The 25,843-nt window shown below is 60.8% G+C and carries 27 protein-coding genes; 10 read left to right on the forward strand and 17 right to left on the reverse strand.

Translation table 11 applies throughout. The annotated features are described in order from the left end of the window. Positions 1-13: 13 nt before the first annotated feature. Entirely contained in the window at positions 14-541 is a 528-nt protein-coding gene (locus UF78_RS15350) for a winged helix DNA-binding protein (RefSeq protein WP_025242572.1), read from the reverse strand. Between the two features lie 194 nt (positions 542-735). Between UF78_RS15350 and UF78_RS15355 the strand changes: the two genes are divergently transcribed. The 4 genes from UF78_RS15355 to UF78_RS15370 all read left to right on the forward strand — a co-directional run bounded on the left by UF78_RS15355 (position 736) and on the right by UF78_RS15370 (position 4,493). After that, on the forward strand, positions 736-1,485 hold the full coding sequence (locus tag UF78_RS15355; RefSeq protein WP_045163080.1) for a 5-oxoprolinase subunit PxpA: 750 nt from the start codon (positions 736-738) through the stop codon (positions 1,483-1,485). Then, a complete protein-coding gene (gene pxpB, locus UF78_RS15360; RefSeq protein WP_045163081.1) occupies positions 1,482-2,186 on the forward strand; it encodes a 5-oxoprolinase subunit PxpB in 705 nt (234 codons plus the stop codon). The genes UF78_RS15355 and pxpB overlap by 4 nt, the downstream gene beginning before the upstream one ends. Then, positions 2,183-3,112 (forward strand): biotin-dependent carboxyltransferase family protein, encoded by a 930-nt coding sequence (locus UF78_RS15365; protein WP_045163082.1) that lies wholly within the window; start codon positions 2,183-2,185, stop codon positions 3,110-3,112. The genes pxpB and UF78_RS15365 overlap by 4 nt, the downstream gene beginning before the upstream one ends. Before the next feature lie 163 nt (positions 3,113-3,275). Further along, the gene (locus UF78_RS15370; RefSeq protein WP_045163083.1) at positions 3,276-4,493 is read left to right on the forward strand and encodes an NRAMP family divalent metal transporter; all 1,218 of its coding nucleotides are present in this window, start codon (positions 3,276-3,278) and stop codon (positions 4,491-4,493) included. Between the two features lie 48 nt (positions 4,494-4,541). Here UF78_RS15370 and UF78_RS15375 read toward each other — a convergent pair whose 3' ends face one another. After that, positions 4,542-5,084: a YaeQ family protein gene (locus UF78_RS15375; RefSeq protein ID WP_045163084.1), complete on the reverse strand. Its 543-nt coding sequence runs from the start codon at positions 5,082-5,084 to the stop codon at positions 4,542-4,544. A 217-nt stretch (positions 5,085-5,301) separates the two neighbouring features. On the opposite strand from UF78_RS15375, the gene UF78_RS15380 reads away from it, so the two are divergent. Both UF78_RS15380 and bfr read left to right on the forward strand, forming a co-directional pair. Further along, on the forward strand, positions 5,302-5,520 hold the full coding sequence (locus UF78_RS15380) for a bacterioferritin-associated ferredoxin (RefSeq protein WP_045163085.1): 219 nt from the start codon (positions 5,302-5,304) through the stop codon (positions 5,518-5,520). A gap of 199 nt (positions 5,521-5,719) precedes the next feature. Next, the gene (gene bfr, locus UF78_RS15385; RefSeq protein ID WP_021209934.1) at positions 5,720-6,190 is read left to right on the forward strand and encodes a bacterioferritin; all 471 of its coding nucleotides are present in this window, start codon (positions 5,720-5,722) and stop codon (positions 6,188-6,190) included. Between the two features lie 157 nt (positions 6,191-6,347). On the opposite strand, the gene grxD is transcribed toward bfr, so the two are convergent. Beyond that, positions 6,348-6,674: a Grx4 family monothiol glutaredoxin gene (gene grxD / locus UF78_RS15390; protein WP_045163086.1), complete on the reverse strand. Its 327-nt coding sequence runs from the start codon at positions 6,672-6,674 to the stop codon at positions 6,348-6,350. A 272-nt stretch (positions 6,675-6,946) separates the two neighbouring features. Between grxD and argF the strand changes: the two genes are divergently transcribed. Then, on the forward strand, positions 6,947-7,867 hold the full coding sequence (argF, locus tag UF78_RS15395; RefSeq protein WP_045163087.1) for an ornithine carbamoyltransferase: 921 nt from the start codon (positions 6,947-6,949) through the stop codon (positions 7,865-7,867). Then, positions 7,864-8,973, forward strand: a complete 1,110-nt coding sequence (locus UF78_RS15400) for an ABC transporter ATP-binding protein (protein WP_045163088.1) — start codon at positions 7,864-7,866, stop codon at positions 8,971-8,973. Before argF ends, UF78_RS15400 begins: the two co-directional genes overlap by 4 nt. 19 nt (positions 8,974-8,992) lie before the next feature. On the opposite strand, the gene tadA is transcribed toward UF78_RS15400, so the two are convergent. Both tadA and UF78_RS15410 read right to left on the reverse strand, forming a co-directional pair. Further along, positions 8,993-9,508 (reverse strand): tRNA adenosine(34) deaminase TadA, encoded by a 516-nt coding sequence (gene tadA, locus UF78_RS15405; protein ID WP_045163089.1) that lies wholly within the window; start codon positions 9,506-9,508, stop codon positions 8,993-8,995. 69 nt (positions 9,509-9,577) lie between these two features. Further along, on the reverse strand, positions 9,578-10,948 hold the full coding sequence (locus UF78_RS15410; RefSeq protein WP_045163090.1) for a multicopper oxidase family protein: 1,371 nt from the start codon (positions 10,946-10,948) through the stop codon (positions 9,578-9,580). 362 nt (positions 10,949-11,310) lie between these two features. On the opposite strand from UF78_RS15410, the gene UF78_RS15415 reads away from it, so the two are divergent. Together UF78_RS15415 and feaR are read left to right on the forward strand one after the other, a co-directional pair. Then, positions 11,311-12,150 (forward strand): DUF1206 domain-containing protein, encoded by an 840-nt coding sequence (locus tag UF78_RS15415; protein ID WP_045163091.1) that lies wholly within the window; start codon positions 11,311-11,313, stop codon positions 12,148-12,150. A gap of 196 nt (positions 12,151-12,346) precedes the next feature. Then, positions 12,347-13,333 (forward strand): transcriptional regulator FeaR, encoded by a 987-nt coding sequence (gene feaR, locus UF78_RS15420; RefSeq protein WP_230623665.1) that lies wholly within the window; start codon positions 12,347-12,349, stop codon positions 13,331-13,333. Between the two features lie 42 nt (positions 13,334-13,375). On the opposite strand, the gene UF78_RS15425 is transcribed toward feaR, so the two are convergent. The 12 genes from UF78_RS15425 to UF78_RS15480 all read right to left on the reverse strand — a co-directional run bounded on the left by UF78_RS15425 (position 13,376) and on the right by UF78_RS15480 (position 25,843). Next, the gene (locus tag UF78_RS15425; protein WP_045163092.1) at positions 13,376-14,050 is read right to left on the reverse strand and encodes a helix-turn-helix transcriptional regulator; all 675 of its coding nucleotides are present in this window, start codon (positions 14,048-14,050) and stop codon (positions 13,376-13,378) included. Between the two features lie 78 nt (positions 14,051-14,128). Further along, on the reverse strand, positions 14,129-14,488 hold the full coding sequence (locus tag UF78_RS15430; protein WP_045163093.1) for a cupin domain-containing protein: 360 nt from the start codon (positions 14,486-14,488) through the stop codon (positions 14,129-14,131). A 30-nt stretch (positions 14,489-14,518) separates the two neighbouring features. After that, the gene (locus UF78_RS15435) at positions 14,519-15,817 is read right to left on the reverse strand and encodes an NAD(P)/FAD-dependent oxidoreductase (protein WP_045163094.1); all 1,299 of its coding nucleotides are present in this window, start codon (positions 15,815-15,817) and stop codon (positions 14,519-14,521) included. A gap of 158 nt (positions 15,818-15,975) precedes the next feature. Then, the gene (locus UF78_RS15440) at positions 15,976-16,425 is read right to left on the reverse strand and encodes a GlcG/HbpS family heme-binding protein (protein ID WP_045163095.1); all 450 of its coding nucleotides are present in this window, start codon (positions 16,423-16,425) and stop codon (positions 15,976-15,978) included. A 28-nt stretch (positions 16,426-16,453) separates the two neighbouring features. After that, on the reverse strand, positions 16,454-17,461 hold the full coding sequence (locus UF78_RS23215) for a methyl-accepting chemotaxis protein (protein WP_045163096.1): 1,008 nt from the start codon (positions 17,459-17,461) through the stop codon (positions 16,454-16,456). Between the two features lie 15 nt (positions 17,462-17,476). Further along, positions 17,477-18,547, reverse strand: coding sequence for an extracellular solute-binding protein (locus tag UF78_RS15450; protein ID WP_045163097.1), 1,071 nt, complete (start codon positions 18,545-18,547; stop codon positions 17,477-17,479). Between the two features lie 135 nt (positions 18,548-18,682). Further along, complete coding sequence (locus UF78_RS15455) at positions 18,683-20,026, reverse strand: APC family permease (RefSeq protein WP_230623667.1); 1,344 nt, start codon at positions 20,024-20,026, stop codon at positions 18,683-18,685. 282 nt (positions 20,027-20,308) lie between these two features. Continuing rightward, a complete protein-coding gene (locus UF78_RS15460) occupies positions 20,309-21,250 on the reverse strand; it encodes a p-hydroxyphenylacetate 3-hydroxylase reductase component (RefSeq protein WP_045163099.1) in 942 nt (313 codons plus the stop codon). 62 nt (positions 21,251-21,312) lie between these two features. Beyond that, entirely contained in the window at positions 21,313-22,482 is a 1,170-nt protein-coding gene (locus UF78_RS15465; protein ID WP_045163100.1) for a p-hydroxyphenylacetate 3-hydroxylase oxygenase component, read from the reverse strand. Between the two features lie 277 nt (positions 22,483-22,759). Beyond that, positions 22,760-23,944 (reverse strand): Bcr/CflA family multidrug efflux MFS transporter, encoded by a 1,185-nt coding sequence (locus UF78_RS15470; protein WP_045163101.1) that lies wholly within the window; start codon positions 23,942-23,944, stop codon positions 22,760-22,762. A 49-nt stretch (positions 23,945-23,993) separates the two neighbouring features. Next, positions 23,994-25,316, reverse strand: a complete 1,323-nt coding sequence (locus UF78_RS15475) for a TRAP transporter large permease (RefSeq protein ID WP_045163102.1) — start codon at positions 25,314-25,316, stop codon at positions 23,994-23,996. After that, positions 25,313-25,843 (reverse strand): TRAP transporter small permease, encoded by a 531-nt coding sequence (locus UF78_RS15480; protein ID WP_052679337.1) that lies wholly within the window; start codon positions 25,841-25,843, stop codon positions 25,313-25,315. Before UF78_RS15480 ends, UF78_RS15475 begins: the two co-directional genes overlap by 4 nt.

Raw genomic sequence — 25,843 nt, forward strand, 5'->3', positions numbered from 1 at the left:
CAGCGTGAGGCGTTCAGAGCGAAGTCGCGGCGCGCGCGGCCTGATCGTACAGGCCCGACATGGCGCGCAGCATCCCGGCGAGGCGGTGAATCTCCTCCGGGTCGATATTCAGGTTCTCGAAGGACGCGATCAGGCATTCGCGACGGATATCAGCGTATTCCTGACACAGCTCGCGGCCTTTGTCGGTGGTTCGGTAGAACATTTCCTTGCCTTGCTTCTCACCCGTCACCAGGCCCAGCTTGCCGAGCTTTTTCAGCGCGTAGGTCACGGTGTGCGTGTCTTCGATGTTCAGCAGCAGACAGATATCCGCCTGTCGCTTGGCACGGCCGCGGCTGGTCAGGTTGTGCAGCACCATGACGTCCAGCGCATTCATTTCCACCGCACCGGAGGCCTTCATGCAGCGTTCCATCCAGCGCATCAGCGCGGCGCTGGCGATGATGATGCCGTATTCGAGTTCTGAGAGTTCCTGCGACTGCTCGGCGAGATGCGCCGACGCCACGATGGACGATCGCAACGGACGAGGGGATTTGGCGTCAACCATCTTGCGGACCATGAAAAATGAGGATGGCCGCTGGCTGCCATCCAGGTGAATCGGGTCCGCAAGCATACAGCAATGCGCACCGAGAGACGGCTCGGCGGCGCTACGAAAAATATTTATTGATAAATTATCGATAATTTATCATCGTATTTCCACGCATCGACTTGTTACACGGGACAGCCCGTTACAGAGGACCCATGAACGCCCTACTCCTGAATTGCGATATCGGCGAAAGCTTTGGCGCCTGGACCATGGGCATGGACGCCGAGGTCATGCCCTTCATCGACTGCGCCAACATCGCGTGCGGCTTCCACGCGTCGGATCCCCAGGTCATGCGGCGCACCGTGGCGCTGGCGACACAGCATGACGTGCAGATCGGCGCGCATCCGGCTTATCCCGATCTGGCCGGGTTCGGTCGCCGCTCCATGGACTGCAGCCCGAAGGAAGTGGAGAACATGCTGCTCTACCAGATCGGCGCGCTGGACGGCATCTGTCGCGCCGAGGGCACCCGGGTTCGCTACGTCAAACCCCACGGCGCGCTGTACAACGACATGATGCGCAAGCCAGAACTGCTGCGCGCCGTGATGACTGCAATCGTTTCCTACGCGCCGTCGCTGCCGCTGATGCTAATGTCGACACGCGACAACAGCGCCAGCCAGACAATGGCGGACGAGCTCGGCATCACGCTCTGGTTCGAAGTATTCGCCGATCGGGCCTATGACGCCTCCGGCATGCTGGTTTCCCGCGCCCTGCCCGGTGCGGTACATCACGATGCCAATACTGTCGCGGCCCAGGCGCTCAGCCTGGCCAAAGGCGAACCATTGACCGCCAGCGATGGCAGCGCGCTGGTTCTGCGCGCTGACACGCTCTGTGTGCATGGCGACAACGCCGGCTCGGTTGCTGCGGTGCAGCGCATCCGCCAGACGCTCGAGAGCCTTGCGGGATGAAGCCGCGTATCGAAGTGGTCGGCATCGACAGCCTGATGCTGCGCCTGTTCGATGAGATCGACGAAGCCCATATGCCCTGGCTTCTGGCTGCGGCCAGCCGTCTGCGTGAGGCCTTCGGTGCGGCGCTGATCGACCTGGTGCCCTCTTATACGACGCTGCTGGTGCATTACGACCTGACACGACTGGACGACCATCAGGCGCGCCAGTGCATCGCCGATGCCCTGCATGAATTGCAGCCGGACGCAGGTGGTCAGGCGCGCGAGCTGAACATTCCGGTGTGGTACGACCCCAGCGTCGGGCCGGAGCTCGAGGCCCTCGGCCAGCGCAGCGGGTTGGGAATATCCGGTGTGATCGAGCAGCACAGCGCCCGAACTTATCAGGTGTTCGCGCTGGGCTTTGCGCCGGGCTTCGCCTTCATGGGGTTGGTCGATGAAATCCTCGCCAGTCCTCGCTTGCAGACACCCCGTAAACAGGTCCCGGCTGGCAGCTTGGGCATCGCTGACCGCCAGACCGCGATCTATCCGCTCGTTTCGCCCGGGGGCTGGAACCTGATCGGCCGCAGCCCAACCCGGCTGTTCGATCGAGAAATGGAGGGTTACAGCATCTGGCAGCCTGGCGACCATGTGCGTTTTCAGCCTATCGAGCACGATGAATTCGTGCGCCTCGGCGGTGACGACAGCCCGTTCGAGGTGATGCCATGAGCCTGCTGATCGAACGCAGTGGCGCGTTGGCCAGCTTGCAGGACGGCGGCCGGTTCGGTGTCCGTCACCTGGGCGTGACCCAGGGCGGCGCTGCTGACTGGGTCTCCCAGGCTTGGGCCAACTGGCTGCTGGGTAATCCGCTGCAGGCCGCTACCCTGGAAATCACCCTTGGTAATGTCGTGCTGCTCGCCGAAGCCGATACCTGCGTGGCGCTGTGCGGCGCCGATCTGGGCGCCACACTGGACGGTCAGCCCATCGCGCCGGGACGCAGCTTCAGCATTCGCAGGGGGCAACGGCTCAGCTTCGCCCAGCCGCGCCAGGGCGTGCGCGCCTACCTTGCCGCGCCCGGTGGTTTCGTGGCCCCGCAGCTACTCGGCAGCTGCGCGACGGTACGCCGGGAAGAACTAGGTGGGCTACACGGAAACGGCCAACCATTGGCGTCAGGCGACCGGCTGCACTGGAATGGCGCAGCCCCCCTACCGCGAACTCTGGATGCCACCCAGACACTGCCGCTGATCACTTCTGATGCGCTGCCGGTGGTATTGGGTGCACAGATCGGTGACTTCAGCGGGCGAAGCCTGTTCGATGCATTCAACTGCGAATGGACCGTGGACCAGCGGGCCGATCGTATGGGCGTTCGCCTGCGCGGGCCGGTACTGCGCAGCTCGCGCCAGTCGATGATTTCCGAAGGCGTTCCGCTCGGGGCCATTCAGGTCCCGCCGGATGGCCAGCCCATCGTGTTGCTCAACGACCGGCAGACCATCGGTGGCTATCCGCGGCTCGGCGCCCTAACGCCCCTGGCAGTCGCTCATCTGGCTCAGTGCATGCCGGGAACCACATTGCGGCTCAAACCAATATCCCTGGAGCGCGCGCAGAACGAGCAACGCGGGCTGCTAGGTAGCTGGCGTCGTCCGCCCTCTCGATAGCGAAGCGAATCAACGGACCGTACTCCCGAACGCGATAGAAAACCCAAAGGTGATCCGACCCAGACCAGACCACACAAAACCAAAACAACAATTACAAGAGAGTCCGGTTCACGCCCGGCTGCATTCCTACCTGCCCCAACGCCAATAAAGAAAAGGTACTCCAATGCACCCCACCTCCAGCGCCACCCCTGCGTCGCAACGCAACGTCCTGCGCGGCGCCATCTTCATAATGGCAACCTCGTCGATCGGCCCCGCCTTTCTGACCCAAACTTCGCTGTTCACCGAGAAATATCTGGCGAGCTTCGCCTTCGCCATTGTCATTTCGCTGCTGATCGACATCGGCGCCCAGCTCAACATCTGGCGGATCATCACCGTTGCCAACATGCGCGGTCAGGACGTTGCGAACCGGGTTCTGCCGGGGGTCGGCCACCTGATTTCCGCATTCATCGTGCTCGGCGGAGTCGCCTTCAATATCGGCAATATCGGTGGTGCCGGCCTGGCAATGAACGTGATTTTCGGCGTACCGCCGGTGATCGGCTCACTGATCGCAGCGGTACTGATCATCGGCATCTTTCTACTGCGCAACGCCAAAAGCGTCATGGACTCGGTGATGCAGCTGCTTGGACTGGTCATGCTGTGCATGATCGGCTACGCCATGCTGCAATCGAGCCCGCCGGTCATGGAAGCCTTGAACCGCAGCTTCAATCCCGACGACCCGCTGATCCTGCTGCTGCCGATCGTGACACTGGTGGGCGGTACCGTGGGCGGTTATATCTCGTTTTCAGGCGGCCATCGCCTGGTGGAAGCCGGCATCACCGGCGTACAGAACGTGGGCGTCGTGACGCGCGCCGCAGTGACCGGTATCGCGACGACGGGCGTAGTACGGATCTGCCTGTTCCTGGCCGCCCTGGGCGTCGTCAGCCAGGGGCTGAGCCTGGATCCCGGCAACCCGGCCGCGTCGGTGTTCTCCCATTCGATGGGTACGGTGGGTTACAAGATTTTCGGTGTGGTGCTGCTGGCCGCTTCAGTGTCTTCGGTGATCGGTGCCGCCTATACCAGCGTAACCTTCATGTATTCGCTGCATGAGAGCATCCAGCGCAACAATCAGCGCGTAGTGATCGCTTTCATCGCCTGTTCGACATTGATCTACAGCCTGGTCGGCCAACCGGTCAAGGTACTGGTCATCGCCGGCTCGTTGAATGCACTGGTGCTGCCGCTGGCACTGGGTTGTGTCCTGTGGGCAGCCAAGAAGCCGAGCATTGTCGGCACCGAGTACCGCCATCCCTCCTGGATGCTGGTATTCGGCCTGCTGGCAATGATCGCCACCGCAGCGGGCGTGGTGCTCTCCTTCAACGCCCTGGTGCAGTTCTGGCAGTCCTGAATCGCTGCTTGCCGGGGCACAGACGCCCCGGCGAGTCCTTCCGGCGCTTTAGCCGCGCTCGCCGATCAACCATTCCAGCGGTACTTCATGCTGGCCGCGCTCATCGGTGATGAACAATCCGCCCTCGCTGATCATGACACTCCAGCTGATTGCCCGCGGCAGATCACGCGCCACGGTTTCCAGCGCCTCCTGATCGACCGCCACCACGTTGATCTTCTTCAGGCTGCGCACGCTGTCGAGAACCTTGGTCTGCCAGACACGCAAGTTGCCGTAGGCCACCAGGCTGAATCGTTCCGCACGCCGTGAACACCAAGTGATCCGCTCGGCGTCTGGCTGGCCGACTTCGATCCAGTGCAGCACGCGATCGTCCAGGCTTTTCTCCCATAGCGCCGGCTCGTCGACATCCGATAGCCCGCGGCCGAACGCCAACTGCTCGCCGTACCAGAGCACATAGGCGATCAACCGGGCGGCGAGACGCTCTTCGGTTTCCGACGGATGCCGGGCAACCGTAAAGCGCAGATCCTGATAAACGTGGCGATCGAGGTCAGTGAGATTGATCTCAACTTTATAGGGCGTGGCTTGCAGGGCCATGACGGCTCCAGACACAGAAAAGGGGACGCAGTTTAACCCATCGCGCGTTCGGACTTTTATCACTCGATTAGCGCAATTCAGCCAACCGTCTATACGCATGCAACCACAGCGACAATTCGGCTATCCAGGCGGCGCACGCTACCCGACGAACGATCTTTGACAATCATTCTCATTCTGTTTAGCATCTCAAACATCGCAGACCCAACGGGTAGTTCATATGTACGTGTGTCTTTGCCAGGGTGTTACCGACGGCCAGATCCGTGAAGCCATCTACGAAGGCTGCTGCAGCTATCGTGAGGTGCGTGAGGCCACCGGCGTTGCCAGCCAGTGCGGCAAATGTGCATGCCTTGCCAAGCAAGTGGTCCGTGAAACGCTGAGCAATGTCCAAAGCGCTCAGGTTTCCCTGGCCTACCCCGCCGGTTTCGCTCCCGCCTGATAGAAACAGCATATTTAGAAGCCGGGCCTATGCCCGGCTTTTTTCTGACCATAAATCAAAGTGTTGCTCCCCATTCGCGGAACAGACGTATTCTTATTCAGTTTTACCCTTTTGCATTCAACGACTTAGGTTTGACAGCCCACGAGTTGGTGGCCAGACTGCCTGCATCGAACATATTGATTCAACGCAGGACACCGACATGAAAGGCGACAAGCTAGTCATTCAGCACCTCAATAAAATCCTCGGCAATGAGCTGGTCGCCATCAACCAGTATTTTCTGCATGCCCGCATGTATGAAGATTGGGGACTCGGCAAGCTCGGCAAGCATGAATACGACGAATCCATCGACGAGATGAAGCATGCCGACAAGCTGATCAAGCGAATCCTGTTTCTCGAAGGTCTGCCCAATCTGCAGGATCTCGGCAAGCTGCTGATCGGCGAGAACACGCGTGAAATGCTCGACTGCGACCTAAAGCTCGAGCAGGGGGGCGTCCAGGATCTCAAGGTTGCCATTGCCTACTGCGAGAGCGTCGGCGACTACGGAAGCCGCGAGCTGCTGGAAGACATCCTCGAGTCCGAAGAAGAACACATCGATTGGCTGGAAACCCAGTTGAGCCTGATCGACAAGGTCGGCATGGAAAACTATCTCCAGTCCCAGATGGACGACTGATTCTTCTGCCTGTAATGCGAACGGGAGCCATCGGCTCCCGTTTTCATTCCAGCATCTACCCAGCGCAACGCGGCTTTGCAGCGACCGCCATGCCTCGATCGAAAGGCGTCGAGACATAAAAAACCCGCCGTGCGGCGGGTTCAGTCGGGCATCGCGATCAGGCGCCGGCTTTCTGCACGGCTTCCTTGATCAGCGGTTGCAGTTCACCTTTCTCGAACATTTCCAGAATGATGTCGCTGCCACCGACCAGCTCGCCGTTGACCCACAGTTGTGGGAAGGTCGGCCAGTTGGCGTATTTCGGCAGGTTCGCCCGAATCTCGGGATTCTGCAGGATGTCCACGTAAGCGAATTTTTCGCCGCAGCCCATCACAGCCTGCGTCGCGCGGGCGGAGAAGCCGCACTGCGGGGCGTTGGGCGAGCCTTTCATGTACAGCAGCACCGGGTTCTTTTCGATCTGCTCTTTGATGGTTTCGATGATATCCATGGGGCACCTCGGCTAGTCACGGTTGGCGCGCATTGTACCGTAACAACAGGTTAAAAGCCGAGTCGCGGACTCGGCTTTTCTCTTCCACCACTTATAAATGCTCGCTTGTGGGGCACGTTTCCAGCGTGCTGAGGCCGATTTGCGCCCGTGAATGCTTTCTGGATAAGATCGCGCCTTTCCCGTTTCGTCGCTTCTGGTGCGACCCCTGTCGTAGGCCCCCTTTTTTCTCGAAAAACCCCCAGGCCTCGATTGCGGCAATAAAGGTAGTTGATATGAGCGCAAGGCATTTTCTCTCACTGATGGATTGCACGCCCCAGGAGCTACTTGGCCTGGTTCGTCGCGGCATCGAGCTGAAGGATCTGCGCGAGCGCGGCATTCTGTTCGAGCCGCTGAAGAATCGGGTTCTGGGAATGATCTTCGAGAAAGCCTCGACGCGGACTCGATTGTCGTTCGAGGCCGGCATGATTCAGCTGGGCGGCCAGGCGATCTTCCTCTCGCCTCGCGATACTCAACTGGGGCGCGGCGAGCCGATCAGCGACTCGGCCATCGTCATGTCGAGCATGCTTGATGCGGTCATGATTCGCACCTTCGCTCACGCCACCCTGACCGAGTTCGCGGCCCACTCATCGGTGCCCGTCATCAATGGCCTGTCCGACGATCTGCATCCCTGCCAACTGATGGCCGACATGCAGACGTTCCATGAGTACCGTGGCAGCATCGCCGGCAAGACGGTGGCCTGGATTGGCGATGGCAACAACATGTGCAACTCCTATATGGAAGCAGCGATCCAGTTCGATTTCCAACTGCGTATCGCCTGCCCTGAAGGCTACGAGCCCGAGGGCGAACTGCTGGCCAAAGCGGGTGATCGGGTAAAGATCGTCCGCGACCCGCGAGAAGCGGCTGCCGGCGCTCATCTTATCAGTACCGATGTATGGGCCTCGATGGGCCAGGAAGACGAAGTCGCCGCGCGGATCGCCACCTTCCGCCCCTATCAGGTCGACCGCGCCCTGCTCGACGTGGCGGACGAAGACGTGCTGTTCATGCATTGCCTGCCGGCTCATCGAGGCGAGGAGATCAGCCACGACCTGCTCGACGACCCTCGCTCAGTCGCCTGGTCCCAGGCCGAAAACCGTCTGCATGTACAGAAGGCCCTGCTTGAATTTCTGGTCGAGCCGGCCTACCACCACGCATGAGCCATCAGCCGCTGCTGCATCTGCGCAATCTGGACTGCGGTTATGGCGGACAGAGCGTCGTCCAGAACCTCAATCTGCACTTGAATCGCGGCGACATCGGCTGCCTGCTGGGGCCTTCCGGCTGCGGCAAGACCACCACGCTAAGGGCCATCGCCGGTTTCGAGCACATTAACGAAGGCGAGATCCAGCTGGGCGACGCCGTACTCTCGCGACGTGGCTTCACGCTCTCGCCGGAGAAGCGCCGGATCGGCATGGTTTTCCAGGACTATGCACTGTTCCCCCATCTGACCGTGGCGGAAAACATCGGCTTCGGCATTCGCAAGCACCCGCACAGCCAACGTATCGTTCGCGAAATGCTCGAGCTGGTGCATCTTTCGCCCCTCAGCAAGCGCTACCCGCACGAGCTATCCGGCGGTCAGCAGCAACGTGTCGCGCTTGCTCGAGCACTCGCTCCCGAACCCGAGCTGCTGCTGCTCGACGAGCCTTTCTCCAACCTTGATGGCGACCTGCGGCGCCGCCTGAGCCATGAAGTACGAGAGATTCTCAAGGCGCGAGGCACCAGTGCGATTCTCGTCACCCATGATCAGGAAGAAGCGTTCGCCGTCAGCGATCAGGTCGGGGTATTCAAGGATGGTCGCCTGGAACAGTGGGACACGCCGTTCAACCTGTACCACGAACCGCTTACGCCTTTTGTCGCAAGCTTCATCGGCCAGGGTTACTTCATTCGCGGACAGTTGATCGATCCGGAAACGGTACAGACCGAGCTTGGCGTCATTCGCGGCAACCGTGCCTATACCATGCCGGCCGGCAGCTCGGTGGACGTTCTGCTGCGCCCCGACGACATCGTCTATTCGCCGCAAAGCGCGCTCAAGGCGCTCATCGTCGGCAAGACGTTCCTCGGCGCCTCGACCTTGTATCGCCTGCAATTGCCGACCGGCAATCTGCTCGAAGGGATCTTCCCCAGCCATGCGGACTATCCGACCGGCCAGGATGTCGGTATTGGCATCGCCGCCGACCATTTGGTGGTATTTCCCGCCCAGGGCAGCATTGCCGCCCACGAAAAGCTGCCGGAAGCAGGCGTGCGTCGCTACAGCGGCAACGTCTGATCGTCAGACGTTCGCCCTCTCAGCCTTCCACCTGCCCCAGTGCCCCACCTTCACGAGCCTTGAGGCGCCGAGCCCGAAAGAACTCGCTCAGCATTGCGCTGCACGCATCTGGCATAACGCCACCTTCGACCACCACGCGGTGGTTGAGAAACGCCTGGGAAAAGAACTGCCCGCGGCTGATCGCTACACCAGCCTTGGGCTCCGTAGCGCCGTACACCACTCGTTGGATGCGTGAATGCACAATCAGTCCGGCGCACATACTGCAAGGCTCTAGCGTCACGTACAGCGTACTGCCCGACAGTCGGTAGTTTGCGATATTCGCTGCTGCGTCACGGATCGCCACCATTTCGGCATGCGCGCTGGGGTCGTGGCGAGATATCGGACAATTGAAGCCGCGGCCGATGACCTGGCCGTTCTGCACCACTACCGCCCCTACCGGAACTTCTCCCAACTGCGCACCTTCTGCGGCCAGCGCTAACGCTTCACGCATGAAGTCCTCGTCACGAGAACGATCGATGATCACGGGTCTTTTCATTTCAAATCCAGCTTACCCACTCCAGACACTCGCTGTTCACTTGCTGTTGTGACGCTTGGCAGCAGCTGCTTACACCACTTCGATGGCCGCCATCAGCCCGGTTTCCATATGGTCGATGACATGGCAGTGAAACATCCAAACGCCCGGATTATCCGCCACCAACGCGATTCTGGCGGTTTCATTCTTGCCCAGCAGATAGGTATCGGTGAGCCAGGGGTCGATCTTCTTGCGGTTGGACGAGATCACCTTGAAGGTCATGCCGTGCAAATGAATCGGGTGTTGATATTGGCTGAGGTTACGCAGTTCGAAGATGTAGTGGCCGTTCTTTCTCAGCGTCGCGATTGGTCGGTCCGCACAGGTCTTGTCGTTGATGTCCCAGGCCTGGCCGTTGATTTGCCAGAAGGTGAACGCCTTGTCCTGCCCCGCGTCGCTGGACAAGGTGCCGGCCCATTCGAAGTTGAAGCGCAGGGTTTCGGCCTGCTGCAGATTCGGTTCGGCGACAGGATTGGCGGGTAGCGCCGCAGGCCAGTCCCCCCCTACCTCGTTGGTGTTCACCGACTTCAGGGTGGCCAACCGTAGCGGACCATTACGCAGCGACAGCTCCTCGCCAGCCGGCGGAACCTTCAACGCCAAATCCGCGCGCATGCCCGGCCCCAACCAATAACCCTTGCCGAGCGGACGCGGATCGATCGGGTTGCCATCGAGCGCATAGAGACGCGCTTCTCCGTCCGGCAGATTCAACCGGTAGGTCAGCGTGTTGTCCAGGTTGAGAATGCGCAGGCGCACCACCTGTCCGGCGGGTAATTCCAATGTCGGCGCATGCTCGCCATTGACGCTCGAGAGCACGCCCGGAGTGCCGCCGCGTGCGGCTTCGCGCGGTACGCTGAAGGCTGTGAATGCGCCTTCCTTGTCGACGTGCCAGCTCTTCAGGCTCAGCGTGCGCTCGTGGCGGAAGCCGCTCGGCTCACGTTCCTCAATGATCAGCGGCCCGACCAGGCCGCGACCAAGCTGTTCGGCGCTGCGAGTGTGCGGGTGATACCAGAAACTGCCTGCATCAGGCACCTGAAAGCGGTAATCGAATGACTCGCCCGGCAACACCGGAAGCTGCGATACGTACGGCACGCCATCCATGTTCAACGGCAGACGGATGCCATGCCAGTGGATGGTGGTCGGTTCCGGCAGATGATTGGTGAAGCGCACCCGCAGCCAGTCACCCTGTCGCGCACGCAATTCTTGGCCTGGAGCTTGCCCGCCGTAACACCAGGCGGGCGTCGCCGCACCAGGAATCAGCTCGATATCAGCGGGTGCTGCGATCAGGTCGTAATCATGGGTGGCGACATCAGCGGGACGCCCGAGCCAGTAGCGTACGCCCCCGACGCCTGCGCCGACGGCGCCCAGCCCGACCAGCCCGGTGAGTATCTGTCTACGGCTAAACGACATGATGCTCGGAAGTTCCTTACGTGAAGACGACACAGTTTCTCATTAACTGTCGGGATTGTGCGACCGCCACGACGCCTTGATCTGTGTCCGATAGCCGCAACCTCGCGACGGCCAACCGTGCCGGCAGGATTTGCCGCGCTCAGAAGCCGCTGGCAATCGGCATCAATAGCCCTGCAGCACTAGCAGCCATGCCGACGGCTCAGTGGTGCCTGGCGCCGCTGCCTAGCGGGCTCGGCTCGGCGTCCCGTTTACGTTCGCTCTCATTGCTACCACCACCGGCCGGCAGCTGTGTCCCGAGTTTCGCGAACCGTTGCGCGACGTTACGCGTCTACTGAACACACTTACATACACAAGGATGCTCTATGCACACCAACCCAGCCAGTGCAAAAGATGACGACAGCATAAGCAAAGGCATCGTCTGGCTCGCACGGAGCGGGTACGCCGCTCGAGGCGTGGTCTACCTGATCATCGGCGCTTTCGCGTTCCTTGCCGGTATCGGCAGCGGTGAAACCATCGGCACAAAAGGCGCCATCCAACAATTGTTGAGCCAGCCGTTCGGTGAAACCTTGCTCTGGATCTTGGTGGTAGGGCTCGTGGCCTATGCGGCATGGCGCCTGACTCAGGCAATCGCCGATCCGGAAGGTCATGGCGCCGACGCCAAAGGCCTCGCGATCCGAGCTGGTCTGGTCGGCAGCGCGATCGCCTATGCCCTGCTCACGCTGTTCACGCTGGGCCTGCTCGGCAGTCCGATAGGCAATGCAGGTGGCAGTGGCGGCTCTGATGGCCAGGACTTCCTATCGGGTCTGCTCGGCTGGAAGTTTTCCAACTACCTGGTCTACGCCGTTGCACTGATTCCGCTTGGCGTGGGTATCGCTCATATCATCAAGGGCTGGAAAGCAAAGTTCGAAAAATATTTCTACGCCTCCGAAGATGTCATGCGCTGGGTCCGACCGATTTCACGCGCAGGTCTGATTGCGCGAGGTGTTGCCTTCCTGATCATTGCCGGCATGCTTTTCAGTGGCGGAGCGCGCTACGAACCAACCGATCCGCCTGGTCTGGAAGATGCGCTGAATGCGTTACAAAGCCTGCCCTTCGGTGCCTTCTGGCTCTCGCTGGTCGGTCTCGGGTTGGCGGCTTTCGCCCTGTACAGCGTCTTCGAAGCCATCTGGCGCCGTATCGATATGCCGGCGGTCATCCACTAGCAGCAAAGCCGGGAAAGCTTTCGTACAAGCCGACGCAATGACTAGGCGCGAACCAGCGTACTGCTATCCACAGCAGCTCGATCAGGAATTATCCATTCACCGCTGACGAGCGCTGGCACAAAAAATGCTCCTTTCTAATTATGGTTGGCCTAAAGGAGCAAATTGCTCCGATAGGTAACATATTAACGAATTACGAATGAGCAGCTGTGCTTCGGAGGGCGCCATGTTGGGGCAACAGACCACACACCACGCATTGGAACGTTGGCAGCAATCAATCGAATCGGTTTGCGGCGCCTATGAAACACAGCTCGCCTATAACCGCTCCCTGTTCATTGGCGAAGTTGAAGCCCGAGCTCATGCAGGAATCACACTTGCCCACTTGAAGACCAATGCCGGCTTGATCAGACGCACTCGCCGCCCGGACCGCGAGGATGAGAGCAATTGCTTTCTGGTCAGTCAGCGCAGCGGTACGTCTCAGATTTCACAGAACGGCATAACCTTCACGCTCGTTCCGGGCGATATCGTTTTGATGGATTCGGTGGGCAGTTGCGAAATCACTCCCCAGGGACTGATCGAACATGCCTCCTTTGCGCTCCCCCGAGCTGAGGTGGTCAAAGTGCTGCGCAGCCCCGGTACACAGTTCGGCAAGGTCTCGACCAATCACACCAGCGGCCGCATGCTCAAGCTGCTCATCGACCAGCTCTGCCTGTATGAAGAAGGGTCTACCGCAGATACCAGCGAGGCGGGCTCCCTACTATCTGCGTTCACGACGCTGCTAAGTCCGTCGCTTTGCCGCAACGCCAACCAGGACATGGTGTTCGAGTCGCTGGACAGCCAAAGCCTCCGTGCTTGCGTGTACAAGCTAATCGATGAGTCGCTCGGTCAGCCGAACCTCACACCCCTCTCGCTTGCGACTCGGTTGGAAATATCCGTTCGACATCTGTACCGCCTGTTCGAAGAGCAGGGAGACAGTGTCTGCCGTTACATTCAGCGCATGCGACTCAAACGCAGCGCGGCCGACCTGGCCAACCCGAACCTGCGCCATCAGTCGATCACCTCGATCGCATACAAATGGGGTTTCACCGATTCGGCGCATTTCAGTCGCTCGTTCAAGAAACAGTACGAGGCCAGTCCCAAGGACTATCGTGCCGTCTCGCTCCAGGCGTTGATGCGCTTGAACTAAGCCGGGGCAAGCGATTTACGCCGGACGCTTACTGCAGAACCCTCAGTTCTGCAGAAAAAGCGTCGCGATCAGCTCGGTGCGATTATGCACGCCCAACTTGCGATAGAGGTTGTTGAGATGCGTCTTGATCGTGGGCAAGCCAACCCCGAGTGTCTGGGCCAGCACCTTGTTGCTCGCTCCCTGACGGAGCAGTTCGGTCAATTCGCGCTCACGACCGGTCAAGCGCTTGAACGCGTCGGCCGACGGTGGACAGAGCGATGGTAGAGCCAGCTGGAGCAAGCCGCGCATGCCCGCCAGGCAGTCAAGGTCGCGATCATTGAACGTCCCCTGCCCTACGATACGCAGCAGCGAGATACCCAACACAGGTCGGCCTTGATCGCTGACCAGCAGCTCCACGACATCGCACGCGCCAAAACGGGCAAGAAATCGGCCGTAGGTATCGCAGGCAGAACGTGACTGGACGGCCCGGGCTTCATCGAGGGTGACGAGATCCAGGCCTAGCGCCTGACATCGGACGGGTCTCAACGGATCGAAGCGCTGGTAGGTATCGAGGTAGCGCTGGTGCATGGTGGGCGTCAGCCCGAGCAGTTCGTAGTCGAAGGCGTCGAGCCCCTCATCGATGCGGTACAGCGCAGCGCTAGCCGCAGGAACCGCCAAAGTCACCGCCCTGAGGCATGCCTGGGTGGCGGACACCCCGGACCCTTCAATCGCAAGCATGTAAGGCCCCCCTTGTATGGCTCTTCGAAGCCAACCGAGAGAATGAGCCCGCCAGACCTTCCGGCGGGCTCGGATGGGTCAGACGACCGCGAGGTAGTGCTTGGTGAAGCTGTCGCTGACGACGTCCCACAGAACGGGCGTGCCTTTTTCGACGAACCAGCTCTCGCCAGCTTTGTATCGGGTGCTTTGTCCGGTCTTTTCATCGGTCAGGACCACTTCGCCGTGCACGACGGTGGCCTGTTCGGTGAACGGATAGACCATGCGGAACTTGCTCCTGGTCGCGGCGAAGTAGCCAGCGCTGACCGGATCGGTCGGTGCACCGAAGGTCATGCGACCGGCTATCTTCGCTTCACCTTCGAGGATTTCCGAGCCAAGGTCAGCGACAGTGCCCCAGCTATCCAGTTCTTGATACGTAACACCCTGTTTGATCGGGGTCATGGCAGTTCCTCCAGTTGAGGTGAGTCGTTATTAGCGGCGCCCGGTCCAGAAGCCTTCGAGCTGATGCCAGGTTTTGCCGCCCGTGAGAATGAGGGCACGCAAGGTGTCCTTGGCCGGGATATCGGCATGCTGTACAGAACTGATCAGATCGTAGCGGGCCGAACCTTCGTTCATCCCCTCGGCGAGAACCTTGCAGATGATGTGGCTCGGAGTGACGCCGAATCCTGCGTAACCCTGTACGAAGAACACGTTTGGATGACCGGGCAAGGAGCCGATCTGCGGGAACAGGTTCGCACCGACGGCCATCGGCCCGCCCCAAGCCAGATCGATCTTCACGTCCTTGAGATAGGGGAAGATCTTAAGCATCAGGTTGCGATTCCAGGCCTTCAGGTCGCTGGGAATATGCTCCACGTACGGGGTAGCAGAACCGAACAGGAGCCGGTTCTCAGCCGTGACCCGGTAGTAGTCGATGACCGGACGGATATCGCTGAACGCACCGCGGATCGGACTGATGCGCTCGATGAGCGCGTCGGACAGCGGCTCGGTCATGATCTGGAAGGCGTAGGTGTTGAGCGTCTTCTTATGCAGCGTGGGCTCGAGCTTGTTGAGAAAGCTGTCGCAGGCCCAGAGCAGCTTGCTCGCCCTGACCGAGCCCTTGGCGGTGCGCACCGTGACTCGGTCGCCGTACTCGACGGCCAGCGCCGGGCTGTTTTCGTAGAGCCTGGCGCCATGGCTGGTCAGAGCCTGTGCTTCGCCGAGCAGCAGATTGAGCGAGTGAACATGGCCACCGCCCATGTGAAGAAGACCACAGCTGTAAGCATCCGACCCGACCATCCGCTTCAGATCAGACCCGGTCAGCAGCTCGATTTCCTGATCCGGCGCGATGGCGCGAAATTCTTTTTCCCAGCCCCGCAGCGTCTTCTCCTGGCGGCTGTTGAAGCCCATGTAGCCATAGCCATGGGTGAAATCCGCATCGATGTTGTAACGCTCGATACGGCTCTTGATGATCTTGGCGCCCTGATCACTGATTTCGAAGATCTTCGCCAGGCCATCCTCGCCCACTTGCTTGCGGATCGTTTCAAGATCATGGCCAATACCCGCCATGATCTGTCCGCCGTTGCGCCCGGTGCCGCCGAAGCCTAGATAGCGCGCTTCCAGCAACACGATATTGGTGATTCCTTTCTCGGCCAGTTCCAGCGCGGTGTTCACGCCGGAGAACCCGCCACCAATCACGACGACATCCGCCTCGATATCACCTTCGAGTGAAGGGAAGCTCAGGTCGTATTTCTTCGTGGCGGTGTAATACGTCGGGGTTTCGATATTGATCATGGGACAACCTGCACGAGGTGAACGCTCTGGCGGTAAACATCTGGTTTGCCGGCAAAGCTACAACGGAGTGGCCTATTAACGGTTTTCAGCGCGCAAAAGTCTTGACCATCACTGACGCCGGCTTGACCGATCATGCCAGGACTGAAAAAGCCGGGCATCTAGTCGGGCAGGCCCTGCAGCAAGGCCTTCACCCGTTCGCTGGCCGCGCGAGCGCACGCGACATCGACCGACTCGGACGCACCTGAAAGACCAACCGCACCGATGACGTCGCCCTGATGCACGAAGGGTTCGCCGCCACCGAAAAATGCAAGACCCGGCTGCAACGGTAAGCCTTGCCTGACCATTGCAGAGCAGCAGGCCAGCCGCTCCTCCCACTCGGCCGTTGAGTCACGGAACGCGGCAGCGGTCATCGCCTTGCTCAGCGCAATGGCGCGGCTTGGCGGCGGTGCGCCATCCATATGCGCGGTCAACACCACTTCGCCTCCGGCACCGACAATAGCGACGCTGACGGCCACCTCCTGGCGCTCGGCCTCCTCAATCACGCACGCCAGGATTTCGCGGGCCAGGCTCAAGGTAATGCTCGGGACGACACGCAGCAGCTTCGACATGGCGTGACTCTCCTGGCTCATTTACTTGTCAGCTCGCCTCGGATCCACTGCCCGTACCGCGCAGCGTCTGCGCCTCGAGCATCTCCTGGATCTGCTGGGTGGCCTGCCGAGTCCGGTCCGCCAGTTTCTTCACCTCGTCGGCGACCACCGAGAATCCCCGCCCCACTTCGCCGGCGCGGGCGGCCTCGATCGCCGCATTGAGCGCCAGCAAGTTTGTCTGATCAGCGATGCCCTTGATGACGCTGACGACCTGGGCGATCTGCGCGTAGGTCGCCTGGTTCTGCCGCACCATCTGCTCATGGACCGAGCGCGCGCTGTGTTCGTCCGAGATGTCCCTGACCGCCCCGATCACCCGATAGAGCACGCCAGCGGCGTCGCGCACTGCACGCCCGCGCTCGCGGCACCAGATATAGCCGCGGGTCTTGTGCCGCATACGGTATTCGATGACGTACTCACCGCTACCGGCGGGACTGACGATTTCTCGCTCGAACAACGCGAAGATGGCCGGCGCATCGTCCGGATGAGTAATGCTGACCTGGCTATCCCAGCCATCGGGCAGCTCCTCCGCACCATACCCCATCAATGCTCGGAACTGCCCAGACAGCCGCATCAGGCTGGCCGGGTCGTCGACTCGTCCGTTGACTACCGTGATGTCCCAGCAGCCCTCGGTGAGCGTCGACTGCATGATCTCCCAGACATGCGCTTCACGAGCATGCAGTTCGTTCTGTTCCGCGAGGACTTCACGCGCACGAGCGGCCTCGCGGTGCGCATGCTCGAGGGCGATGCAATCGCGCTCCAGGCTCGCGATACGTTGCTCGGCCGTGCTCAGAGCGCTACGGGAGCCAGCCGCCTCGTGTTTGAAGCGCTCTAACCGTTCGGCTGTAGCTTGTTCCCGGCGTTGAAGCTGGTCGAGTGCCTCGATCAGCAGCGGGAACGGCCGCAGAGACGCGGATGCCGCGACGGGTTCGCCCCGCCCCAGGGCCTCCAGCTGCTGTACGAGATCTTCGGCGAGCCGTTGGCGTTTATCGATGAACATGAGCACTCCACACGGTTATGGCACCAGGTCAGGCGCCCGATCCTGTTTCAAGCGCGACCACTCTCGATCAATGACCGCTTTCTGATCAGGGGACAGCTGCTCCAGGAAATACAGGCGCTGCCGCGCAGCGGCGGTTGGCACAAGACGGGCGTCGGTGATCGCCAAAGCCTCCATCTCGGCCAGCGTGGTCTTCATCGGTGAGTAGAAGCCCGTCGCCTGGGTGTTGCGGACCGCAACCGGAGCCATCAGCATGAAGTTGATGAATCGATGGGCAAGTTCCGGGTTGCCGGCATTGGCAGGTATCGCCCAGCTGTCAATGGTCAGCAAACCGCCTTCACGCGGGATCCGGTATCGCAGCGACGGGCGCTGCTGCGCGGCGGTGATCGCGTGCCCTGCCCACGCCATGGCAACGCAGAGCTGCCCCTTGGCGAGGCCATCCACATAGGCGTCATTGTTCAGCGAGCCAACCCGTGAAGCCGACTCGCCAATGCGCCGCGCATAGCGCTCCAGGGCCCGTGGGCTGGCTCGCCCAAGCTGTTTGCCGCGATAGTTCAACCAGAGCGAGAAGATTTCCTCCGGCGCGTCTATCCAACCGATGCCGCAATCGCTCAGCCTGTTGGCAATAGTTGGATCGAACAGAACGGACCAGCTGTCGGCTGGCGTCTCACCAAGCCGCTCGGCCAGCTTGGCGTCATCCGTCACGAGGCCGACGGTGGTCCAGAGATAAGGCACGACGTAATCGTTTGCCCTGGAAAAGGCCGCCAGGGAGGCGAGTAGTTTCGGATCCAGATTGTCGTAGTGGCTCAGGCGGAATTTATCCAGGCGCAGGAGCCGGCCGCTGTCGATCAATCTGGTGAGCTGGAAATGCGAGGGCACGATCAGGTCGTAGGGCGTGCCGGCATCCAGCAGGCGGTCGAGTTCATCGGCCGAGGTGAAGGTCTGGTAGTCGATGCGCACCGCATGCTCGGCCTTGAAGCGTTCCAGCACCTCGGGTTCGATGTAGTCCTTCCAGTTGAGCACTCTGAGTGTGGTATCGGCCCGGGCCAGACCGGCCAACAGCGTCAGCAACAGCAGCAATCCTCTCATGAGCACTCTCCCCCCGATCCGTTCAGAGAATTAAGTCCTCAACCGCACCCCCCGTCTTGCCTCTCGCTGCTGTGGTGTTGTTTGCCGCTGCCATGCAGACGAAAAAAAGGCGCCTTGCGGCGCCTCGTCGAGCGGTTACGACAGATCCGGTTCGAACAGGTTGCGCTTCATGTAGAACTTCACCCAGAGCGCCGCAATGACACTGATCAGCAACAGGATGCCACCGGTAATCTTGTAGACCAGCGCCGTGATTTCCGGCGACGGCGAGTTGTTCAGAGCCACATAGGCCATGCCGAGAATACCCAGCAGCTGTGGCAGCGGATAGAACGGCGTCCTGTAGGGACGCGCGTGCTCCGGCATGCGGCGGCGCAGAACCAGCACGTTGACGTGCGCGACGATGTAGGCGAGCAGCCAACTGGTGGATGCGGCGATCACCAGCGTGATGAGCGAATCGATATCGGCGAGCAGCACAGGAACGGCGATGATGATGGCCATGAACAAGATCGCAACCCAGGGCGTGCCGAAGCGCTCGCTGACGATCTTCATCTGCGGGAACGCCTGACCATTCTCGGCCATGCCCTGCAGCATCCGCGGTACGGCCGCGAGTACGGTATTGATCGTGCTGCAGGTCGCTGCGATAGCCATGACGGTAGCAACCAGCAGACCGGCCTTACCGAACACAGCGTTCGCATAATCCAGGTACGGCAACGGCGCCGTCGCCAGGGTTTCCGCGCTCAGGTAGCGAGAAGCGCCAACCACGAACGTCAGGAAAATCGCCAGCATCAGCACCAGCGAAAGCATCATCGCCCGCGGGATGTTGCGTTCGGGCTTGTCGACCTCGTTGATCATCGGGCAGATGAATTCGACCCCGACCATCAGCCACATCGCCAAGGCGACCAGCCCCAGGAAGCTGCCATCAGCGACCGAGGCGAAGCTCCAATCGACCCCTGCTCCCTCGATCGCCGGATACGGCTCGGCGATACCGGTCACAGCGCACAGGCCAATCAGCACCAGTGCGCAGACGAGGACGAACGCCAGCAGATTCTGCACCCTGGCGAAAACATCTGCCCCCACCAAGTTAGTGATCGTCAGCAGGACCAGGATGGCAATAGGCACGACCTTCGCTGGAAACATGCCGGGGAGCAACTCACCGATGATGGCATCGACCAGGAACATCTCGACCGGCAGCGCCAGCATTGCCACCACCACGTAACCTGCAAACACCGCGACGATGGCCGGGAAATGGCCGATCGCTTTCTGCGTGTAAGTGGCCAGCGTTCCGGCCTGCGGGAACATCAGCGATAGCTCGGAAAAGGTCATGGCGTTGAATTGCGCCAGCACGAAAGCGACGAACATCGCCGCGATGAAGCCCATGCCGCCGATACCGATTCCCTGCGTCGCCGAGATCATCGAGCCCTGCACGATGACCACGCCGATACAGATCGACATCATGGTCAGAAAGCCCAGCTTTTTCGTCATGGTCGAAGCGCTCCCTGGTGCAGCGTTCGCAAGACTGGATACCTGTGTCGGGTTCATAATTGTTCGTCCCGTATTCGTATTCGGCCCAAGCCGTCGGTTGCAGTAGTACGCGATCGTCTCGATCAGGCGTCGCGCAATCGCTTGCTACTGTGAAACGCGGCGGCCGGAGTTTCTTGCCCCTGGCTGCCGAGCTCTTGCATCGGGCTGTCATGGTGGCTTTTCAATATCACAGCGCGATGGAGCCGCCAAACGTAAAACGGCGCCCTGAGGCGCCGTCCGTACTCAACAACCGGCTATCAACGCTCTCAATACCTGCTTGAAGGCCGACATCTGCTCGTCGCTGAAACGTCCGAACACAGCGTCTTGCTGTTCCTTGGAAATGCTCCAGAGATCCTCGGTCTGCTCGTTCCCTGACGGGGTGAGCGCGTAGCCGGCAGCGCTGTCACTGACCAGCCCCTTGCGTTTGAGTATCTCGGCCGCCTGCTCGATCTCGCGCAGGGGCATGTCGACCTCACGCTGCAGGTCCGCCATGCTCAGGCCCGAATCGTTCTCGAGCACCATCAGCATGCGCGCCTCGCTGGTGCGCAAACCGGTGGACAGCTGACGAGGTTGATAACTGGCCTGGTAGCAGCGCACCGCTTGGGTCATCAAGTAGTACATATTGTCGGCCAGACGTCCCTGAAAGGCGCTCGTCGGCCGCTGCACTTCGTCCTGACGGTGCATCCGCGTGTGCGGCAGCACCATGGAATAGGCGCCCTGGTGATAGAGCAGCGGCGACCGACCGAAGTCGTCGAACGCAACCACCTTACCGATCAGAATCCAGTGATCACCACCTTCGACGATCTGATGCCGTTCGCACTGGAAGCGTGCCGCGCAGTCGGCCAGTAGCGGCGCGCCACCGGCGCCGCGCTCGAAGTCGATCCCGGCGAACTTGTCGTCCTTGGGGCGGGCGAACTGGTTGGATATCTCGATCTGGTCTGCCGCCAGGATGTTGACCGCGAAGTGGCTCGCCTCCGCAAACACCTCATAGCTGGTGGAACGCTTGTCGATGCTCCAGAGGATCAGCGCGGGGTCGAGCGATACCGAGTTGAAGCTGTTGGCCGTGACGCCGGCCTGCTGACCGGCAGGCGTGGCGGCCGTCATGACGGTTACGCCTGTGGCGAAATTGCCGAGCGCACGGCGGAAGGCGCGCGGGTCGAAACCCGACTCGTGGGGGGTGTTCATGCAGGGCTCCTCGGCTGCCGGCGCCCGACAGCCAGTTGTTCTTGTAGTGAAAGGGCAGCGGCTCAGAGCAGGGTCGGATCGGGCTCCAGGCCCATAAGCTCTCGGCCGAGGATCTGTGCGCACACGTCGTAATCGGTGTAGGCATGAGCACCGGTCATGTGCACGTCGCGGAACAAGCGCTGCATTTCGTTGGCTTCCATCCAGGCGCCACCGCCCGCTGCCTCGAACAGGCGATCCACTGCTTGGATGCACATCTTCACCGCATAGGCCTGGTTGGTCCGCCAGAACGCCAGCGTCTCTCGATCGGGATAGCGATGTGCTTCGCTGTACTCGGCATGCTGCTGCCAGGTTTTTTCCAGAAACGCGCGAGCTGCGGCGACCTGGTGGGTGGACTCGGCCAGGCGCATCAGCGCTGGTGTTGCCGCACCGACATTGGCGCCGGTGTATGCCCGCACGCGGTTTTTAGTCTTTTCCTTGAAGGCGACGAGCATGCGTTCGGCGATCCCGAGACTGACAATCGAGAAACCACTGGCGAAATATGGACGGTACGGCGAATAGAAGATTTTGCTGTCCGGGTACAAACCAAAACCGGCCGACTTGCCTTCCATCATGTCCTTGGCGGTCTGGATGCGATGGTTGGGCACGAAGGCATCCTTGACGCTTAGCGTCTTGGTGCCGCTGCCCCGCATGCCGACGGCATACCAGTCGTCACGGATTTCGTAATCCGAGCGCGGCAGCACCGCGAAACAGTAGTTCAGGTTGCCTTCAGCGTCTTTGCGCTTGCAACCCATGATTGCCCACTCAGCGTGGTCGGAGCCGCTGCTCCAGCCCATCTCGCCATTGAAGATGACCCCGCCTTCGACCTCCTCCACCTTGCCGAAGGGCGCGATGCTGCTGCTGGCCGTGGCATCCGGGTTCTCGCCCCAGACTTCGTCCTGTAGCTGCCTGGGAAACATCGCCAGTTGATGGCTATGCGTGCACAGCAAGCTCATCGCCCAGGCCGTGCTGGCGCAGGCGCCGGCCAGCGCGGCTATGCAATCGGCAAATTCGGGCAATGAAATCTCAAGGCCACCGTAGGGCTTGGGCTGGAAGGCCCGATGCATGCCAATGCCCTTGAGCATCTCGATATTTTCCGGTGGCACCATGCGCAGCCCTTCGGCTTTGGAAGCATTGGCGGCAATGGCAGGCAGGATGTCCTGAAGGCTTTCGAGTAGCGGGTTTGGCTTTTTCATACGGTGACCCTGATTATGGTTGTGCTTTCCGGCCGACCCATTCGTGACAGGACAACGACGGGCATTCACGCAAGGATGCCCCGCCCACGCCACGACTGGATCGACTTGGGTATGGCTCGATTATGAATGTGTGAACGATCCATCGAAATGTATGTTCCGGGGAGTGAGTTGCACTTTTCATGAAAATACGGCAGCCCCCGAAACACCCTAAACACACACCATTCGCCGCCCCTCGGATGTTCCCCCGTACAGGTGCCCATACGGGCTAAGCCGAGTCTTACGGGTGAGTCCGGCAGGCCAGACCATAGGCCAGCGCACTGCCGATTCCGGTCGTCGCGATGATCAGGGTCATGGGGAGCGGCGTGCCGTCATGCCATGCGCTGACCCAGGCACTCGCCAGCATGCCCAAGCCGAACTGGGTAGCGACGGCCAATCCCGCAGCGGCCCCCGCCTGCTCGGGAAAGTCGCCAAGGAGCCGGGCCAGGCAGTTGGCGCCCAGCAGTCCGGTGACGCTGATATAACAAAGCAGCCCGACCACGATGGCAGCGAGCCCGCCGGCTTCGATCAACCCAACGATCAGCAGCCCAATACCCGACGCAGCAGCCATGAGCACGCCAAAGACCAGCATGCGGTGGGGCCCGACGCGGGTCACCAGCCGTGCATTGAACAAGGTGACGACAATGACGCCGGCGATATTCAGTGCGAACAGCAAACCATAGCGCTGCGCCGACACGCCGAAGTAATCGATGTAGATAAAGGGCGATGCGGTGATGTAGGCGAACATCCCGGCGAAGCACAGCGACATGCAGAGAATTAGCCCCACCGCGTGCGCGCTGCGCAGCAACCGTCCATAGGCACGGAACGCGCGGCTCACCGACGCGCCCCGCCGTTCCGAGGGATGGGTTTCAGGTATCGCCAGATAGACGCACACCAGGCAGATTGCCGCATAGCCTGCGAGCGAAATGAACAGTGATCGCCAACCGGTGATCAGCATCAGGTAGCTGCCGAGAATGGGCGCGATCAGCGTCGCGACCATGGTCACCAGATGCATCAGTGAAAGGGTTCGGGCTGCCTGCGACACCACGAAAATATCGCGCACGATGGTTCGCGCCAGCACCGTCGCCGAAGCGGCGCCGAGGGCTTGGACCAGCCTTAGCACGGTGAGCTGCTGCGCATCGGCGCTAACCGCACAGCCGAGGCTGGCGAGAATGTACAAGAGCATGCCGCCAAGCAGGAGCCGCCGCCGACCGAAGCGATCGGACAACGGCCCATAAAGCAACATCCCGGCGCTGACGCCGCCCAGGAACACCCCGATGGTCAGTTGAATAGCCGACTCGGTCGCGCCGAGGTCGGCAGCGATCACGGGTAGGCTCGGCAGGTACATATCGATGGAAAGCGGACCGAATGCAGTCAGTGCCGCGAGCAGCACGATCAGCCGCTGCGGTCGGGTTACGGTGGTCATTGTTTGCTCCAGCAGCTGCAGCCGTCAGGGCGACGGCTGCGATGTCGATCTACAGGCTAAGCAAGCCGAGGCTGATGATCGGAAACAGCGCCAGCAGCACGATGCGAACCAGGTCGGAGGCCAGGAACGGCAGCACGCCCCGCGCCGTCTCGGAGAACGGCACGTCGCCCGCCGCTTTCTGCACGATGAACAGGTTCATGCCCAGCGGCGGCGTGATCAGCCCGATCTCCACCACCATCAAGGCGAGGATGCCGAACCAGATGGACTTTTCGGAGGCATCGAGCCCGTAGAAATCCAGCCCGATGATCAGCGGATAGAAGATCGGGATGGTCAATAGGATCATCGCCAGCGAATCCATCACGCAGCCCAGCAGTAAGTACAGCACCAGGATCGCCGCTAGCACGATCATTGGAGCCAGGCCGGACTCGCTCACCCGTGTGGCCAGTTCGGTCGGCATCTGGGTCAGCGCCAGGCCTGAATTGAGCAGGTCAGCTCCGAGCAGCACCAAGAAGATCATCGCGGTGGTTTCGGCCGTGCCCAGCAGGCTGGTACGCATGCCGGCCCAGCGCATGCCGCCCTGCAGCACCGCGAGAATGCCGCAGGCCGCCGCGCCGATGGATGCCGCCTCGGTCGGGTTCGCCCAACCGCCGTAGATCCCGACGATCACCACCAGAAATACCCCGATCACCGGTAGAACACGCACGAACGCACGCAGACGCTCGCTTGCCGACGCTTTTTCGATCACATCGATGGTGTCCTCGTCGCGTGCCACCATGATGCGCAGGACGATCATGTAGCCGATCACCGCAAGGATGCCTGGGATTACCGCCGCGACGAACAGCTTGGCGATCGACTCCTGGGTCAGCACCGCATAGATGATCAACGGCACCGAGGGCGGTATGAGAATGCCCAGGGTGCCGCCCGCCGCGACTGTGGCCGTCGCCAAACGTCCGGAATAGTGATGACGCCGCAACTCGGGTAACGCCACGTGACTCATGGTCGCCGACGTTGCCAGCGAGGAGCCGCAGATGGCACCGAAGCCGGCGCAAGCGCCGATGGCGGACATTCCCAGCCCGCCCCGCAGATGCCCCACGAAAGCCGCTGCGCAGCGGAAGATGCCCTTCGACAATCCTCCGTGCGTGGCGAACTGCCCCATCAGCACGAAAAGCGGGATCACCGCCAGGTCATAACTCGATAGGCGCGAATAGGCCAGGTTATTCAGGGTGAACCACAACGCGTTGAAGTCGCCGTCATTCACCGCCAGGTAGCACAGCGCACCGCCAACCAGCATGGTGACGCCGATATGGATGCGCATCACCAGCAGGAACATGGTCACAGCCAGCGCGATGAGCCCCAACGTCAAGCCGCTCATGCCCGCACTCCCGCACCGCGAATGATGTCTGCCACCCTTGCCAGCGCACACAGCGCAAGCAATGCAAGGCTGGGCACAATCAGCGCCAGCGGAATCCACAGAGGAATGGAAAGCAGCGTGGTTACGTCCCCGTATTCCAGGCTTTCAAGTGCCTGCAGGCTGGTTCGCCAGACGAGAATCGCGGCCGCGAAGAAACACAGAAAATGGGCGAGCCCATCCAGCACTCTTCGCACCATCAAGGGCGCCTTGAGCGTGAAGGCATCAGCCTTGAGATGGTTGCCTCTGAACTCACACAGAGGCAGAAAAGCCGCAATGGCTACGGCAGCCCCCACTTCCATGATCTCCATGTCACCGCGTATCGGCGTGGAGAACAGCTTTCTACCGACGATCGATACCAGCGACATGTTGATCAATCCCAGCAGAATCAGCCCGCCCGCCAGGGCGAAGGATCGGGTGGTGATATCCAGCACACGCCGGAGGAAGCCGGCATGCTGAGGCGTAGTGGGAAAGGACAGGGACTCGTTCAT

It is taken from the genome of Stutzerimonas stutzeri (assembly GCF_000952685.1).
GTDB lineage: Bacteria > Pseudomonadota > Gammaproteobacteria > Pseudomonadales > Pseudomonadaceae > Stutzerimonas > Stutzerimonas stutzeri_E.